General features: G+C 34.9%; 15 protein-coding genes. 9 read left to right on the top strand and 6 right to left on the bottom strand.

Translation table 11 applies throughout. The annotated features are described in order from the left end of the window. The 6 genes from DXE31_RS11245 to DXE31_RS05490 all read left to right on the top strand — a co-directional run. Positions 1-311: hypothetical protein (locus DXE31_RS11245; protein ID WP_231969396.1), on the top strand; the 311-nt coding region annotated here is incomplete at its 5' end. Positions 312-382: 71 nt separating this feature from the next. Continuing rightward, positions 383-1,054: a class I SAM-dependent methyltransferase gene (locus DXE31_RS05510; protein WP_114698111.1), complete on the top strand. Its 672-nt coding sequence runs from the start codon at positions 383-385 to the stop codon at positions 1,052-1,054. 14 nt (positions 1,055-1,068) lie between these two features. Further along, on the top strand, positions 1,069-2,541 hold the full coding sequence (locus DXE31_RS05505; protein WP_114698110.1) for an O-antigen ligase family protein: 1,473 nt from the start codon (positions 1,069-1,071) through the stop codon (positions 2,539-2,541). Continuing rightward, on the top strand, positions 2,538-3,488 hold the full coding sequence (locus DXE31_RS05500) for a glycosyltransferase family 2 protein (protein WP_114698109.1): 951 nt from the start codon (positions 2,538-2,540) through the stop codon (positions 3,486-3,488). Before DXE31_RS05505 ends, DXE31_RS05500 begins: the two co-directional genes overlap by 4 nt. Continuing rightward, positions 3,481-4,635 carry a glycosyltransferase family 4 protein gene (locus tag DXE31_RS05495; RefSeq protein WP_114698108.1) on the top strand — a complete coding sequence of 385 codons (1,155 nt, stop codon included), beginning with the start codon at positions 3,481-3,483 and terminating at the stop codon, positions 4,633-4,635. The genes DXE31_RS05500 and DXE31_RS05495 overlap by 8 nt, the downstream gene beginning before the upstream one ends. A gap of 71 nt (positions 4,636-4,706) precedes the next feature. Beyond that, entirely contained in the window at positions 4,707-5,513 is an 807-nt protein-coding gene (locus DXE31_RS05490; RefSeq protein WP_114698107.1) for a class I SAM-dependent methyltransferase, read from the top strand. 55 nt (positions 5,514-5,568) lie between these two features. On the opposite strand, the gene DXE31_RS05485 is transcribed toward DXE31_RS05490, so the two are convergent. The 4 genes from DXE31_RS05485 to DXE31_RS05465 all read right to left on the bottom strand — a co-directional run bounded on the left by DXE31_RS05485 (position 5,569) and on the right by DXE31_RS05465 (position 12,211). Then, positions 5,569-7,128, bottom strand: coding sequence for a CDP-glycerol glycerophosphotransferase family protein (locus DXE31_RS05485; RefSeq protein ID WP_114698106.1), 1,560 nt, complete (start codon positions 7,126-7,128; stop codon positions 5,569-5,571). Further along, positions 7,125-7,643: a hypothetical protein gene (locus tag DXE31_RS05480; protein ID WP_114698105.1), complete on the bottom strand. Its 519-nt coding sequence runs from the start codon at positions 7,641-7,643 to the stop codon at positions 7,125-7,127. The genes DXE31_RS05485 and DXE31_RS05480 overlap by 4 nt, the downstream gene beginning before the upstream one ends. Before the next feature lie 1,497 nt (positions 7,644-9,140). Further along, positions 9,141-10,139, bottom strand: coding sequence for a UDP-N-acetylglucosamine 4,6-dehydratase (inverting) (gene pseB, locus DXE31_RS05470; protein ID WP_114698103.1), 999 nt, complete (start codon positions 10,137-10,139; stop codon positions 9,141-9,143). A gap of 53 nt (positions 10,140-10,192) precedes the next feature. Beyond that, positions 10,193-12,211, bottom strand: coding sequence for an acyltransferase family protein (locus tag DXE31_RS05465; RefSeq protein ID WP_231969394.1), 2,019 nt, complete (start codon positions 12,209-12,211; stop codon positions 10,193-10,195). Positions 12,212-12,310: 99 nt separating this feature from the next. Here DXE31_RS05465 and DXE31_RS05460 point away from each other — a divergent pair, with 99 nt between their 5' ends. From DXE31_RS05460 to DXE31_RS05450, 3 genes are read left to right on the top strand one after another with little or no spacing between them, the layout of a single operon-like run. Beyond that, positions 12,311-13,195 (top strand): NAD-dependent epimerase/dehydratase family protein, encoded by an 885-nt coding sequence (locus DXE31_RS05460; protein ID WP_162785541.1) that lies wholly within the window; start codon positions 12,311-12,313, stop codon positions 13,193-13,195. Positions 13,196-13,204: 9 nt separating this feature from the next. Next, positions 13,205-14,596: an NAD(P)-binding protein gene (locus DXE31_RS05455; RefSeq protein ID WP_114698100.1), complete on the top strand. Its 1,392-nt coding sequence runs from the start codon at positions 13,205-13,207 to the stop codon at positions 14,594-14,596. Further along, the gene (locus DXE31_RS05450; RefSeq protein ID WP_114698099.1) at positions 14,575-15,849 is read left to right on the top strand and encodes a class I SAM-dependent methyltransferase; all 1,275 of its coding nucleotides are present in this window, start codon (positions 14,575-14,577) and stop codon (positions 15,847-15,849) included. Before DXE31_RS05455 ends, DXE31_RS05450 begins: the two co-directional genes overlap by 22 nt. Here the strand turns inward: DXE31_RS05450 and DXE31_RS05445 are convergent. Together DXE31_RS05445 and DXE31_RS05440 are read right to left on the bottom strand one after the other, a co-directional pair. Then, the gene (locus DXE31_RS05445; protein ID WP_114698098.1) at positions 15,846-16,628 is read right to left on the bottom strand and encodes an oxidoreductase; all 783 of its coding nucleotides are present in this window, start codon (positions 16,626-16,628) and stop codon (positions 15,846-15,848) included. The genes DXE31_RS05450 and DXE31_RS05445 overlap by 4 nt on opposite strands. Before the next feature lie 19 nt (positions 16,629-16,647). Continuing rightward, positions 16,648-17,769, bottom strand: coding sequence for an FAD-dependent oxidoreductase (locus tag DXE31_RS05440; protein WP_114698097.1), 1,122 nt, complete (start codon positions 17,767-17,769; stop codon positions 16,648-16,650). Positions 17,770-17,786 lie beyond the last annotated feature (17 nt).

Genomic DNA, 17,786 nt, shown 5'->3' with positions numbered 1-17,786 from the left:
GAGGTAGCGGTATAGGAAGTTTGAGTGAGGTTAACTTGTATGGCGAGCGGACGCTGTACTGTAGAGATGTAGAAGTTTTTTTTTTTTTCAAGCAGAAGACGGCATACGAGATTCGCCTTAGTCTCGTGGGCTCGGAGATGTGTATAAGAGACAGCTATAAAGCTAAAAAATTAGCCAATAAAATTTTTGAGAGCTATCAGTCAAAAAATAAATGTACTAAATTACGGATGGGAAGGCAAAGTATATTCACTCTTGTTTCAGTTACAGCCATTGTTGTTACAATTATTTACAAAGGCTCAAAGAATTTTTAGGGCAGGATAAACATAATATTTACTGATTTAAGTAAATAATCATCGCATATTTAAATAGCATTGGAACCTTTATGGAATACTCAGATTACTCTCAATGGAAGGGTTGGTTGACTCACACACCATTTGGTGAACTTTCTGATCTACAAAATCAGAAATACAAACTGCAACTTGAAACACTCAATATTCCTTACAAGAAAATAAAAGCATTGGAAATTGGCTTTGGCAATGGTGGCTTTCTTAAATTTTTAATGAATAGCAAATGTATGGTTGAGGGGGTTGAAATACAAGCATCCCTCTTGGATGCGGCTAAAGCTATCGGAATCCCGGCCAAGAATTCTATAGAAGATATTGAGGGAAGCTTTGAGTTAATAGCTGCATTTGATGTTTTAGAGCATCTGACTATAAATGAGTTGCATCTTTTTTTTAAAAGATGTAAATCCCTTTTAAAAGATGATGGTTATATGCTATTCCGATTTCCAAACGCCGAATCCTTTGCGGGGCTAGGTGCACAGAATGGCGACTTTACGCATATTACAGCCATAGCCCAATCCAAATTGGATCAACTCATTAAACCTCATGGCCTGGAAATAATTGCTTTTCAAGGTGAAGCTGAATATCCTAAAAAACCAATAATTAACGCTACAAGATCCATTTTTAGATTCATCCTTATGAAAGGTATGGGGATCGGCAGTAAACATTATTTTTCTACCAACGTTGTTGCAGTCATCAAGCACTCGCAATAAAAGCATAACTTAAAATGACAGAAGCAATCGCGCTCCCAATCACGATACTAATATTAATTGGTATCGTTACTTTCACCTTCTTTAAATCTACGGATGACTTAGTGGTATACGCACTCGCCGCGACAGTATCTTTAGTTGGTATACACATACACTTTGGCGTATCTTTTTATCTTTCAAGAATTATAGTCATTGCATTTTTATTCACTATTTTTATTAAATATTTAAGAGATTGTAAATTTGATTACCCAACATTATTTCTTTCGAAATTTTTTGCCATATTCGTGTTAACTATTCTCTTTCAAATTATTTCTACACTCATGTCCCCCAGAATTCCTGAAGGATTAAGACAAATTGCAATTCATGTCGCCCTGATGACAATCTTCATGATTATTGTTGCAACATCTAAAAATATTGCCACAATAACCAACGCAATAAAAATCTATCTTGGCGTTGGGTTTTTGCAAAGTCTTTACGGAATTTATCAAGTGTGGGGAGGGTCTTTCAATTGGATAACATATCAAAAAATACTTGCGTACTTGAAGATACCAACAGCCAATGATCATACGTATAATGGATTTTTATATTCAGGCCTTTATAAAACCTTTCGAGCCATAGGCTTCTATCCCGCCGATGTGAGTCACTATGCAGGATATTTAGTTGGCGTTCTCATACTTACAGCTTCATTCTTAATTTATAACCGACGTCTAGTTTGGCCAAAAATAATCTTTGCCTTAGGTTTTTGTGCAATTATTCTATCCTTTTCAAGGAGCGGAATGATCACATTGCTCTTTATAGGAATACCAACCTTACTGTATTTGCTAACACGCATAAAACCAGGCGCACTATTTGAATTTTCAAAATTGCTTCTGATTCCGATGGTAGCTGGATCATTCCTAGCATACATAGTATTTGATGGTAAAAGTATATTCAGTATTTCAACTCAAGAAACCCAATTTACAAAAATGCTGTCAGATCGCTATGGCGACCTTACTTTAAATTCCCTGACAAATAAAAATAAATTTGAATCCCTAAATGAGCATATAGAAACAAGAATAGCTGGATTAAAAGCATTTTCAACTAGTCCATTTTTTGGGGTGGGATTAGGGGTTAATGCCTCACCTTGGAAATCAAACGATTATCCTAGAGGGTGGGGTGGCTCTCATTCTCATCATCTCGATATGCTAGGGCAAACAGGCCTAATAGGCGCGATTCTTCAAACCTGGTTTATGGTATTGGTTGGGAAATATATGTGGAAAGCATTTAACATTGGATCAAAAAACGATTCCTCAAGGTATCTACTCGCAGGACTACTAGCAAGCTACGTTGCAATTATTATTGGCAACTTTTTATATCATTATTTCAATCTAGATATTGTTTGGTTTTTAATTGGCTCTGGCATTGCTTTAAGTAGGTTAAGAATACTTCGTGAATCCGGGCCAATAGAAGTTAAATCCTTCAATGGCATCATACAAAAAGGCTTAAGATGATAGATGCCCCACTAGTTGCAATTATATTAATCAATTGGAATAATTATCAAGATACATTAGAGTGCATCCAAGCCATCCAAGATTCAACGTATAAAAATATTTTGATTATTGTTGTTGATAACAACTCGCAAAATAATTCAGTTCAGATATTAAAGGAAAATTCAAAAGATATTCAACTGATTCTTTCCAATGAAAATACTGGATTTACTGGGGGAAATAATATTGGGATTTCATTTGCCACAAAAATGAATGCAGATTTAATCCTAGTACTAAATAATGATACTTTAGTAGATAAATCAGCAATAGAAGAGTTAGTTTTAGCAACTAAACTATATGACGATGTTGGAATTTTTACGCCAAAAATACTCTTCCACCCAGATCGGCATCTAGTCTGGTCGGCAGGTACCATCTATGATGAGAAAAAATTAATGGGGCTCAATTTTGGATATAAAAATATTGACAGTCCTGAGCATAACAATATTAGAGATCTAGATTATGCAGTGGGATGCGCCCTCCTAATTAGATCCTCAGTATTTAAAAAAATTGGTGTACTAACTGAGGATTATTTTGCTACGTGGGAGGACGTTGATTTTGGCCTTAGAGCCAAAAAGGCTGGAGTAAGAATCCTATATATTCCGTCTTCAACTATATGGCATAAAGAATCATCTAGCTCAGGAGGAATGGACTCTCCACAATATGTTTATTACCAAACTAGATCTGCTTTAGTATTTCAACGGAGATGGGCAAAATCACTACTCAATCTAATAATTGGTTACTCTTACTATTTTGCGTATTGTATAAAACGTAGTTACAAGTTTTTTATTAGAGGAAATTCACGCGGAATTCTTGCAATGCTACTTGCACTTAATGATTCCATATTTAATCGTCTTGGAAGACGTGACTATCCCATCCTAAAAAAACAAATTCCTATAAACGTTAATGACTGAGCAGTTTTCTCAAATGAAGATTTTAAATGTAATTGATTTAATGAACCCATTTACCGGCGGGGGCGCTACTACTCGAACGTACCAGATGAGTAAATTCCTAGTAGAACGCGGGGTTCAGATTGAGATACTAACAACTAACTGGGATTTAGATATCAGTTATGTGGCCGCTTTACCTAAAGTGAAATGGCATTCAATTAACGCTGTTCATCTCCGCTATCTCTTTCCATTAGGTGCAAAGAGTTGGCTAGAGAAGAATATAAGAAATTATGATCTTATTCATATCAACAAGAATTGGAGTGTTCTATCAACATGGGCTGCCCTTATTGCTTTTAAATACAATATTCCTTATGTTTTTTCTGGGATGGGCTTGGTATCAATGAGCAATCGATCCCAATTTCTCAAGCTTATTTATAGCAAGCATTTAAGCAAAAAAGTGATGAAAAGAGCTCGTTACTGTATTGCAGTTACGGATGAAGAAAGACAATCTCTCATTACCGCAGGAGTTTTTGAAGAAAAAGTTATAGTCATTCCTAATGGAATTGATTTTGATGAATTATCTTGCTTTGATAACAATAAATTCAGACGTAAATTCAATCTTGATGAGCGAAAAATAATTTTATTTATAGGTAGGATGGATGAAGTAAAAGGTGTCCATCTACTAATTGAATCTTTTGCTTCCATTAGAAGTTCGTTAAAAGAATGGCAAATGGTCTTAATCGGCACCAATACCCCTTATAAAAATCAAATGAAAAAATTGGTTGAAGAACATAAACTGAGTGATAGCATTTATTTTCTTGATCCTATTTTTGGAGAAACAAAAAGCATGGCTTATCATGCTTCAGAAATTGTTGCCATTCCATCCATAAAAGATGCAATGACGATCATAGCGCCTGAAGCTGCTTACTGCTCCAAACCGGTGCTAATTACAAACACCTCTGAATTTTCTAGCCTTTCAAAAATAGGCGGATCAATCGAAGTATCCCCTACTGTACCAGCAATATCAGAGGGGCTATTAAAACTAACTAATGATGCCTCTCTTCGTTTATCAATGGGGATAAAGGGGCAAGAGTTCATTAAAAAAAATTACTCATGGATTCAAATCACTGATAGCTATTTTGATATTTTTAGTGCTTCACTAAGAAATTAACGCTTCACTTTAAACTTCCATTTGAAATGGAAGTTTTTTAATTGTTACCATATGAAATATAAGGAAGAAAGATGGAAGAAAGGGTCGCATTCTATGAAAGGGTTGTAGATAGTCTAATTAAACCAAAAACAGCATCCATACTGATTTGTGGCGGCGGGATGCTAGATAGAATTGTCTTTGATAAATTAGGCTTTTCTAAAGTCACACTATCCAACTTAGACACCCGAATTAAGCCAATTGATTATGAGCCATTCGAATGGAAGTATGAGAATGCTGAAGCACTTTCATTTGCAGATAATTCATTTGACTATGTCGTAATACATGCTGCAATTCATCATGCATCCTTACCACATAAGGTACTCTGTGAGATGTATCGCGTGGCGCGAATAGGAGTTCTTGGAATCGAAAATCGAGACTCCGTTACCCTGCGAATTTTTGAGCGACTCAGTCTCACTCAAATGTATGAGCATGCAGCTGTTTATTTTAATGACTGCCAGTATGGAGGTCTTAATAATACAGACATACCAAACTTTGTTTACCGGTGGACAGAGAGAGAGCTTGAAAAAACAATTCAGACTTACGCCCCTTTATTTCAACATAAATATATTTATACCTATGGAACGGCATTTCCGTGTACGCCAAAATTAGAATCAAGGGGTCGAATCAAAACTATCTTTTTAAAAGTTTTGAGACCAGCTTATCAAATTTTCGTAAAATTTTTTCCTAAACAGCAGAATCTATTTGCTTTTTATATCGATAAATCAAATCCAGAACAAGAGCTTTTCCCTTGGTTAATTCAAGACGAGAATGGTAATATTCGATTTAATGAAAAATGGGGGCAACAAAAATATGGCCAAAAATCTAGCTCATTAATATAATCATACTTATTTTTGATAAGCCCCTTAAGATACCTCATTACTAAAAAGTTAATTCTTAATGTTCTGAAATTCTATATAGTGATTCTACGATTTTCCTGGTTGCACCATTGCCATTGTCTAGAACCACATCATCAAGAAATTTATTACGATTTTCAGAGTGGCGCTGAATAATACTTTTGCCACTATCGAAAATAATTTCTTGAATTAGAATATTTAACTCATCCTCTGATGAAGGGGCGGGAACTGAGCCAGTCTTTATGAAGTTATCGCTAATAATCCATCCTGGATACGCAGGACAAATTGTTGGTTTTTCGAGAATGATACCATCAAGAGTTGAGGTACTCCCGAAAGTAATAAATGCATTACATGCACATATCAGAGGTCTGATATCCTCTTTAGCATCTGCAAAAATAATATTTTTTATACCCTTTGCTAGTAATTTAGTTGCCTGAACATCCTCTATTGGATGCGGCTTAACAATAAGCACTAATTCAGGAAATTTTGATAAACATGAAAAAATGTCCCTCTTCATCTTGATTAGCAACTCTGTAGTTTTCGCTAAATTATTTTCAAAAATTTCCGAAGAGTACGAAGATGCTAGTAGTACTAGTATGGCATTTTTTTCAATGTTAAATCGACTTTTCAATTTACTTATTTCTGCCTGAGTAGCTGTAACAAGCCCATCATACCGAGTTGATCCAGTTACTTTAATCTTATTCTCGGATACGCCATGAGCAATAAAGTAACGCCTTGACTGATCACCTTGCGCCATTACTAAATCATCTAAAAAAAAATTCCATTCAGTAGCTTCAGGACCCACCGCTCCCGACTGAATTTGAACAACGGGAATTCCAAGTGATTTTCCAATTAATGAATAAATACGAGTTCTTGGATCAGCAGTATCAATTGAGATAATGACGGAAGGTTTATGCTCTCTTAGAAGATGACTAGCAACAGCGATAATATCAGGAAGAATAAAACTTGCATGGACTCTAAATGCTCGTTTTATCGAATGTTTCAATTGCTTCCAGAGAAAAATTCCATTCTCAGAAAATATTGATCTGTATTCTTCACTGCTTACTAATTGGTAAGTTGCTTTTGCAAGAGATTTATGAAAATCAATTGATTCATCTATACACGATTGTGTTCGATGGTGATGCATCGAATGTATATGTTTTACACCTGGATGCATATCAGGATTATCCGAGAGTAATATTGGAGTAATATGCCCCTCTTTTGTCATCAAACTAATAATTGGGTGAAATATATCCCGAGCCAAGTAGTCACTAAATCCGAGGAATAGTGCTGTTCTTCCAGATGGCCATCTCTTACAGTCCTTAAAACTTAATTCTGAAGGCTTCCAGAAAGAGTATTTTATGGGTCTTAAATATGGAGTCAGAACTTGACGCAGAGTTCTGCGTTTTACTCTACCAGCTAAACTGTCTGGGACAAGATATAAGGCAAGCTCAACCGCCAATACATCCCAAATTGATAAACTTTTTATAGTCAGCAAACCCCTAAGGGACCTGCCATTGGGTAACTGATAATCGCCCCATTCTTTAACCAATTTTGCGGAACGGTGCAATGATTTTTCAAAGGTATTTAGCCCTTTCATAATAGACTTTCATTTACTTCCCATAATTCAGCACCATCAATTACTGACTTTAAATGAACTAAATCTGGATTTTCTTTAAAATTTTGTGAGTTTATCAAATTATTTTTTGATAAATAAATATATCGCACATTTCTACGAGTGATTATTTCCAGTAACTCGCTTCTCGACTTTGAAAATGACAACAAGCTATCATTATCATCCTTATTTATCGCAATATCCTCTATTGACTTTGCCCTCCATACTTCAGTAATAATTGGATCAAGCTCTGTAAGAGCTGCCACTGGGGTGGACATAGGCGCATCCAAAACAATAACGCCTGGGGTCAGGGTCCGAAAGTATAAGAATGGTGAAGAAGTAAGTGAATTATGAGTGCTATAGTATCCCCCCCTATTTTGAAGCAATGCTAGAAAATAATCAGCCCTCCAACTAACAATGATTAAGCTGGAGGCAATCAGCGCTACAATAATTGTGTTTCGAAAACTTTTAAAACTAAGCTTTAATTTAAGAAAATCCAATACTGCATATATAGTNATATAAAACTACCGAAGACTTTAAATAATTAATGACTAAGTAAACAAGTAGAGGATTAAAGATTACTAAAAATACGGAAGTAAGTGTTCCAATATAAACCCAAAATAACAAGTTAAATATTTCGGCTCTTGATTTATTAGTTTGCTCACTATATTTTAAATGTGTTATTTTCGAAAGATATCTTAATAATAGAATTGTTCCAAAATCAAATATTGCTCTCTCTGAAAAATACGACTTAGGGTCATATAAATATATAAAATTAGAGATGAATAGCAAGTTTCCACCACTATCACGCCAAAGTGCAATCGGGCTAATGATATTAATATCAGAAGAATAGGTATTGCTGCATAAAATATACCCAGCAAAAGATATGATACTAATGAAAAATATTATTAATAATAATTTAATTAGATAAATCCAACTGAAATTTTTGTTTTGAATACCTATTTTATTAAAAAATAAAATTCCAACAATCAAAATTGGCGCCCAAAATAGCCATGAAGGATGCGTTCTTGAAGCCACTAAAAAGCAAATAAGCGTTAAAACTAAGTCAGAGTAAAGCCTATATTTCAAATATCTAACAAGAAAGATTAGTGTAGTTGGAAAAAGAATATATGAAATAAGATGTTGAGGAAAAATTAGGTTATTAATTGGGTCTAAGCTATAATAGGAATTATTTCCAATAATTATCAACCAATTAGATACTGAAACAATCACAAAGCCAATTGATCCTAGCTTTGCTAGATAACTGCTGTTGGAAATTTCTTTAATGAACGAATAGGTTGCTACTACCCACAGGGAAAATATTAACCCACACAAATATTGATAACCTAAGGCGATATCAACTCCTGATAGCCTAGAGATAAGGCCAAGAATTAGATACCAAGGATTACACCCATATGCTGAAGTCATAGGCGCATTTCCGCCTAAAATCCAATCACAAGATAATATTTTTTCTGAGATTGCCAAGTTCCTAATGCTGGCTATGTGTGCAAACGCATCACCATCTCCGGTTTGATACTGTGAAATAAAACCTACTAAGGTTGCACACACTAGAATCAAAAGTGAATAAGTATTAATAAAATTAAAATAGTTTTTNACCAAAAAAACATCTAATAAATGGCTGCGAAATTTTAAAGCAATCAAAAATAAACTACTCAGAACAATAGTAGTTAAGAGGTCTGTTGATATACTGAAGCCATAGGCCAATGCTGAAATTGGCACCCATACAGATAACCCAAAAATAAAAGAGAACGCCAGTCGCTGATACGGGTCCAAGCCACCGTTATATTTTCTGGGCATTAAATATTTTGATATTAATATCCCAGGTAGAATTAATAATATAAGAAAAACAGCTAATACCCTAGCAACTATAAATATCGATGTCATTTATCGCGTACTAAAGTATACGAGCTCGTTAAAAATTTATTCAAGATGATAAATAAATTTGCTAGGAAATTGAAGTTAATGTTTAAATATATTTAATAAACATTAAAATTTTTATGAAACTTTTCTATCCAATTTCTAAGATGACTTATGGTCATCCATTCAGCATTGTTATTGGAGCAATAAGTAAAATTTTCATTAACTTTTTGGCCCTCTTTTATTCGTTTTGGATCCTTGCTCCAATTATGGATTGCAGGAAGAATTTTAAAATAATCCAAATATTCATAGGTATGCGGAGCATCTTCAATACCAATCATTTGTTCGTGTAATTTTTCCCCCGGAAGAATTCCTATAATTTTTTGATTTGCATCTGGAGAGCATGCTATTGCTACTTCAGTAATTTTCATTGAAGGAATTTTTTTAACATAAATTTCACCTCCAATCATATCCTCTAATGCATGCCATACCAATTCAACGCCCTGCTCAAGAGTGATCATAAACCGAGTCATTCTAGTATCTGTAATTGGAATAGAATCACCCTTAGGAATCGAAAGAAATAGTGGGATAATGGATCCGCGAGATCCCATGACATTTCCATACCTGACTACACTAAAATGAGTATCGTGAGATCCCGCATATGAATTGGCGGCAACAAATAATTTATCCGAAGCCAACTTTGTAGCCCCGTATAAATTTGCAGGGCTACTTGCTTTATCTGTAGATAAAGCGACAACCCTCTTGACCCCACTTTCAATACATGCGTCAATAACATTCATGGCTCCAAAAATATTAGTCTTAATGCACTCGAATGGATTATATTCGGCCGCCATAACAATCTTAGTTGCGGCTGCATGAATCAGAAAATCTATACCGTCTAAGGCGCGAATCAATCTATCCCGATCCCTTACATCTCCAATCATGAATTCTACTCTTGAGTCTTTTGAGTACAACTTAGCCATTTCCCACTGCTTCATTTCATCGCGAGAATAAACAACCAGTCTCTTAGGACTATATTTTGCTAGCGTCATTGCTACAAAAGTTCTACCAAATGAACCCGTCCCGCCTGTTACTAGAATACTGTTATTTTTAAGCATAAAAAATTAAATTCCTTGTGAATTAGGCACAATTAAAAACAATCTTAAATAAGTTATTTACTTTTTTTGTATAAGACATCATTGAGTAATTTAGTGCTACCTACTAAAGATAGGTGATCATCATCCCAATACCATAAGCCATCAGAACCTTTTCCGTAACAACTTATATCATCGCAAAATGTGTTCATACCATGATAAACATCCAAGTCTGGATTGTCTGCCTTTATTCTTTCAATAATTTCAAAATATTTTGCTTTTCTCGCAAGAACATCTTGTTTGTTCTGTACACAAGATGAGGCTTCTTTTTTGAAAAAGAAGATTGGCCTTTTTGCTATACAATTTTTAGGCTCTTCACCTAACTCAGGTATCTCTGTAATTAAGATTACTTTAATCTTTTTTGCAATAAGTTGTTTTATAAAACTGGAATAGCCTAAATAAAATCTCTCCTCCTGGCTTAAGTTATCATTTCCGTTTACACGAGAAATTGATAATTTATTTTTCCCCTCAATTCCGTATCCTTCCCCAGAAAAATATACTGGACCGCGCGTACTCAAATAAACTTTCTCTACGCTTGGCATTTTATCAATCGTATTTAAAACATTAGCGGCATAGTCTAGGCACCAGGAGCGAGAAACAAGATTATCTTGAATTACATAATTTAATAAGGGCAGGCAACCGTTACCGGCATATAAAACTGCAGATTCATTTATTTTCCCATTACGAATCCCACCAAATAATGCAATTGCATGACTATCACCTGCAATCATGATTTTAGGTGAATTGGAATTCTTTATACATACATTTGGGAATAACGTGGGTTGCTGAAGAGTGTTGTCACATGATCCATCAGATTTTATAAAATGCTGAGGACTCAAAAGTGCCGACTCCATCTCGACAATGTCTCTTATTGCTGGTCTATTAATTAATCCCTTTTCAAAAGCAACATAAAAACCCAGGCTACCAACTAATGTCATTGCAACTAATAACAAAGTAGCTGTTTTTCCAGTTTGATTATTTTTTTGAATTGGAATTTCGACAAGCTTATAAGTAATGTATGCCAAAGAAATGGAGGCAAAGATTATTATGCATTTTATTCCAGCCCCCAATTGATCTCCCTTGACAATACGAAAGAAACAAAGCAGAGGCCAATGCCAAAGATACAGTGGATAGCTAATTTTTCCAAGAAAAACTAATCCCTTATGAGACAGCACCTTTGAACCCGCCGAATTTTTTGGTAAAACCAAAAGAAAAGCCGCTCCTAGAACTGGCATAAGTGCATACCATGATGGATATCTAGTATCTCCCGTCAAATAGAGTACACTTAATGTCATTAAAAAAATTCCGATAAGCGTAAAAAAACTAATTACAAAATTCTGATAGTTTTCAAAAAACTTAACTCCAATTCTTCTTTCCAATCTAGGAAAACTTAGGAAACCCCCATTTTTCTGATTCCACACACCAATGAATGCCCCTATTAGTAACTCCCACAATCGAGTAAGGGGTGAATAAAAATCAAACGAAGGATTAGCAAAGGAATAGTAAATGTTTAATAGAAAGGAGCCCACTACCAAGAAAATTATTACAAGCAACCACTTCCATCTTCTGTGCCATACTATTATTAGCAATATTGGCCAAAATATATAAAATTGCTCTTCAACACCAAGGCTCCATAAATGCAGTAAAGGCTTCATTGCGGAGTTAATATCAAAATATCCAACTTCATTCAAGTAAATAATATTAGAGAGAAATCCTGATCCAGCGGCAATATGCCTCCCTAGAAGCTCATACTCATTGGGCAGCAATAAATACCACCCGAATATTAAGCAAAAAATTAACACCGCCAAAAGAGCGGGGAAAATTCTAACTATACGTTTAGAGTAGAAATTAATAATATTGAATTTATTAAAATTTAAATCCAACCATATAATGCTAGTAATCAAGCACCCGGATATTACAAAAAAAATGTCAACGCCAATGTAACCGCCACGAAATACTTCTGGAAATGTATGAAAGCCAACGACTAAAATTACAGAAACCGCCCTAAGTCCATCAATATCAGGACGATAAGCCAAAGAGTGAGACTTGGAGGACAATTGATCGTTTTTGAACATCTGTTTTACAATAATTGGATTAAAAATTACAAATCAGCAAAAAAATAAATGAGTATATTGGTGACTGGTGGAAGTGGATTTATTGCTTCACACCTAATAAATAAACTTTGTAAAGATTATAAGGTTTATTTACATAATCGATCATCGAGATTTGATGCCATAGTTTCAAGGGACAATTCCCCTACAATAATCTCAGGTCCGCTCAATCTAGATACGCTTAGTAACTCAGAAATAGATAATTGTGAATGCATCATTCATTTAGCCGGCTCCTTTTCTGCAAGTACGTTTGAGGAATTAATTTTTGATAATTTAATCACAACGAAAATTATCTTGGATTTCATGAGAATAAAAAAGATTCCAAAAATTATTTTTATTTCATCAGCGRCTGTTTGGGGTAAAAATCTTCAAGAAATACCAACTGAAAAGACTCCGGCTAGCCCTGAAACAGAATATGCATATACAAAATTTTCTGCTGAGTGCCTCATAAAGAGCGCGCACTCGAATGGTGATATTGAGACAGCATTCATGCTTAGGCCAAACACAATTTATGGCATTGGAAGCAATGCAGGAGTTATTCATTCTTTAATTAGCCAGGCTTTAAATGGTACAAAATTTAAGATATTTGGAAATGGCGTTCAAAGAAGGCAACCTCTGAATATTCAAGATATGGTAGATGTTATCTTTGGTTGCCTTATGTTTGATAATAAAGGGCTCAATTTATACGGGGTAGCGGGTCCAGAGGCACATTCAATTTTAGATATTGCAAGGAAAATTGCAGAAATATTTAATGTGAAATTTGATTATGAATTCTTATCTGCTCAAACAAATAAGCCTCAAACAATCTTAATTAATCAGTCAAGGATCAACAATGAGTTATCTTGGACCCCAAAAGTTACGCTAGACAATGGTCTTATAGCGATGTTTAATGTAAATAAATTTGAATGATTTAATCAAGTGAAAAAAACTATTGTAATTATTGGCGCAGGGCCGGCTGGTTTAATGGCAGGACTTGAAGCACTGCAAAATGATTTAAATGTAATCATCATAGAAAAAAGTTCGTTCCCTGGCGGTAAGGGTGCAAGCATAAAATGGGGTGATTATCTCGTAGACTATGGTCCTCACGTTTTTCATCCAGCAACTGAATCCTTAAAAAAATTAATGATCAAGTATTCTGGCGGAAAAGAATTTCAACCAAAAATAATGCAATCCCTATATGTTGAAGATCAACCTATGGATTATCCATTTCGGATCTCTCAAGCCATTTCACATTTAAAGTTTACAACTAATTTAAAAATATTTTTTGATTATTTCTTTGTTAAGCTTAAATCAATTGTTTTTAAGCCGCCAAAAACTAACTTTAAAGAATTTGGTATTGCTAATTTTGGGAATACCTTATATCAAATTTGCTTTGGGAAATATTCGGAGAGAGTTTGGGGATGCTCTGCAGAAAATATATCTATCGAGTTCGCTATGCGAAAGTTACCTTCGCTATCACTTCGTTCTCTGTTAATTGACTCTCTTTCTAAGAGAAAGAAATCGCACACTTCGTACCATGATTCAGGTTTTCTTTACCATGAAAATGGTATTGGCACTATTTTTAATAATATTGCAGCTGATCTACTCGAACGAGGTGTTCAATTTATCTATAACTCTACAATTAAAGAATTGATTTTGAAAGATGGGAAGATTGCAAGCGTAATTGTTAATGACACTGAAGTATACCTAGATTATTTATTGACGACGATGCCTTTAGGCGAGCTTGTGAGCTTAATCTCAGATAAGTACTGCCTTTTTACTAAATATAGTGATGCAATGCAGTATCGCAATACTATCTTTGTCAACGTCATACTCAATAGACCACAGTTCTCAAAATTTAACTGGTCTTTTCTTGTCAATGAACGATTCATTTTTAATAGAGTTAGTGAGCAAAAGAATCTTTTTCCAACATTTGCCCCAAAGAACAAAACCCTCATTACTCTCGAAAAAGTTTGTAAGAACTCTGACCCAGAGTGGCTCCGTGATGCATGCATGTGGAGGTCTGATGTCGAGAAAGAACTTGGCTTTTTTGGTGTTTCTGGAAATGAAATTGATAGCATTTTTATTAATAAATTAGAGAAATCTTATCCTTTTATGTATGTTGGATATGAATTCCAAAAAATTAATTGTCTTAATGACCTAGCATCTTTTAAGAATCTAATTACTACTGGACGATATGGTTTATCAATCGATACCGATATGCATGATTCAATGCAACTTGGGCGCGAAGCAATCTCATATCTTATCAATCAAAAAGTTTCTGATTTTTATACTCAACACGAAGAAATATGCAAAACTCGAGCAGCTTAGACAAACCGTCTAATATTGGAAGTTACATTAAAAATTGCACTTGCATTATCTGTAATTCCACAGACCTAATGCCCTTTCTTAATTTTGGAGACCTCCCTTTAGCAGGAGGATTCATACTAGAATCTGATCTCAATTCAGACAAGCTTTATCCAATGACGATATCCTTCTGCAGAACTTGTTTTGAGGTTCAAATACAGGAAATTGTTCCTCCATCAATTCTTTTTACTGACTATCGTTATACATCATCAACAACTAAAACACTGCGGAATCATTTCCAAGCGTATGCCGAAGAAATGCATGAAAGATTCTTATCGCCTTCATCCTTTGTGGTTGAATTCGGCTCAAATGATGGTGTGCTACTAACTCCATTTAATAAATTAAATATAAATGCTCTTGGAGTAGAACCTGCTAAGAATATTGCAAATATTGCAAGAAGTAGAGGTTGCAATGTTATTAATAATTTTTTTAATACCTCTGTTGCGGCTCAAATTAAAAGCGAATATGAGCCAGCAGATCTTATTCTTGCCAATAATATTTTGGCCCATATTAGCGATATGCATGAACCTATTAAGGCCATCAAAATATTATTGAAACCAGATGGAGTATTCGTATTTGAAGTGCACTATCTTTTAGATTTACTTGAAACTTATCAATATGATATGTTTTATCATGAGCATTTATTACATCACTCTTTAGGTGCTCTAGTTAATTTTTTCAAACTCCATGATATGGAAATCTTTGATGTGAAAAGAGTTCCTACGCATTGTGGATCAATTCGCGCTTACTCGCAAATTAGAAACTCGGGCATTCACCCTTTATCTGATAATGTAAGTAACTTTCTTAAGATAGAAAAGGAAGCCGGTTTGTACGAGGAATCCACTTTTATCAAATTTAGTAATGATGTTCTTAAAAAGAAAGATGAGCTGATTACACTAGTCAAAAAATTAAAATCCGAAGGCAAAAGAATTGCTGCATATGGCGCATCAGGAAGAGCAACAATTCAACTTAATTTTTGCAACCTCACCTCTACTGAGGTTGAATATGTTATAGATGCGTCTTCGGAAAGAATAGGGAGATATATACCGGGCATTCATATTCCAATAGTTGCCGCCGATATTCTCAATACTAATCCTCCAGATTACTTAATTATTTTTGCCTATAACTATTTAGATGAAATTCTTAGAAAGGAAAAAGTCTATATCAACGGTGGTGGAAAATTTATTATCCCACTTCCAATACCTAAAATTATTTAGCTTGAAATACTATAGCCATCGTCGATATTTATACTTTGTCCAGTTAAATACTTTGATTCGTCAGATAATAAATATACCAAGCTTCCAGACACATCTTTTGCTTCAAGCATGCCCTTAGAGTTGCAATGTGCATCATATTTTGATCTGAACGCAATTTCTTGCCCGTCCAAAATTCCCCCAGGACTTAAGCAGTTAAAACGAATACCCGTGCCTTTGTAGTAGCTAGCAAAATATCGCGTGAGTTGTAAAATTCCTGCTTTGATTGCTGCATACTCTACTGGCATGGTCATCTTTGTATCCCGATAAATTTCAAATCTCGGGGGCATATATGAATATATTGAGGCTAAATTGATTAGATTTCCATATCCCTGCTCTTTAAAAAAAATTCCAAACTGTTGCGACACAAGAAAATATCCGCCTAGATGTACATTAACGTTCGTACAAAAATCTTCATAGGTTACATCCTCAACCAACCTACCATAATTTGGACCCCTAGGATATGCGCTATTGACGACAGCATCAATTCGCCCATGTCTAGCTTTAAGATTATAGATTAATGATAAAACTGTACGTTTTTCAGTTATGTCAAGTGCAAAGGGATATGCATTACCGACCCCAGAAAAGCTAATTTCCTTTGCAACTTCTGTTGCTTTATGAATATTATTATCCGCAACTATTACAACTGCACCCCGTTTAACAAGGTCCATGCAAAATACTTTTCCAAGTAGTCCAGCCCCACCAATAACTACAATAACTAAATCTTGGATTGTATTGCTCATTGACCACCACCTACCAATCTCATGAGCTTTCCCCTAAAAGCCGATCTCTTATATTTCTAGCAACCCAAATACTGCTATCAACCTTTCCAGAAAGAATTGAAATATAACTATTATCATTACTAAACTTTACGACGCTTGGCCTAGCATCAGTGCTTTCTTTCTTCGATTGCACAATCCTAGGCCCCTCTAAATATCCACATACTTTTGCACTTTTTAACGCTGGAATAAATTTACTACATAATTCGATCATTTTTAAAAAATATTCTTGCTTGTTTACTGAAAAAAATGGTCCAGTTTCCGGCGATAACCAATTAGCATTAACTTGGCAACCTACCTCTCTAGCCAACACTGAATGATCAACGTGGTACAGCAAAAATTCTCCTGAAGATCCCCTTGGAAGTATTGATGTAAAAGGACCGTCCATAATCGTAACTCCAACACGTGGAATTTCAGCTTCAATTATCGGAATTACAGTGTATTCATACTGCATCTCATCCAATTCAAATCCACATTGGATGGTTAGCCTATTAATATCGGCATAGGTTGTATTTATTACAACATCAGCATTAAGAATTTCGCTATTGGACAACTCAAGTATATATGAGTTGTCAACTTTAGATAAGCGATCAACTCTATTCCCGATTATGAGCTGCATCTGATTCTCTTTAAACCGTTCGTATATCAGGTTACGCATTGATTCAAAGTCGTAAACGCTCTCTTCGCAAATTATTCCTTTATCCGCTCCAATAATTTGAAGAGGGAACTCTGTGGAATTTATAATTTCGTATGGCGCACCTAATTCCCTGCAAAATTCGAAGAAATGTTGAGGACTAGTTAAAGATCCTTCATTGGCAATAAAATATGAATTCAAAAAGTCTGTGCTAACGCATGAGGAATATTTTTTTCTAAATTCTTCATAACATTGATATGCTTGCTTAGCGGTTTCTAAGTCACGTGGATAATGGAAGCCAATATGCAATCTGTTCAGATTGTTACCAGTTGCGCCACCTAAAATTTGGCTCTTACTTTCAATAATCGAAACTGAAAAACCTGATTGACTCAATGCGATGGCAATTTCTGTACCAAAGATTCCACATCCAATCACTGCTACTCTATTTTTTTTTAACCTACTAGCATCCATAAATTTTTTTAAACGTT

Source organism: Polynucleobacter necessarius (assembly GCF_900095185.1).
In the GTDB taxonomy this organism is placed as follows: domain Bacteria; phylum Pseudomonadota; class Gammaproteobacteria; order Burkholderiales; family Burkholderiaceae; genus Polynucleobacter.
This window is presented reverse-complemented; position numbering and strand designations above follow the sequence as displayed.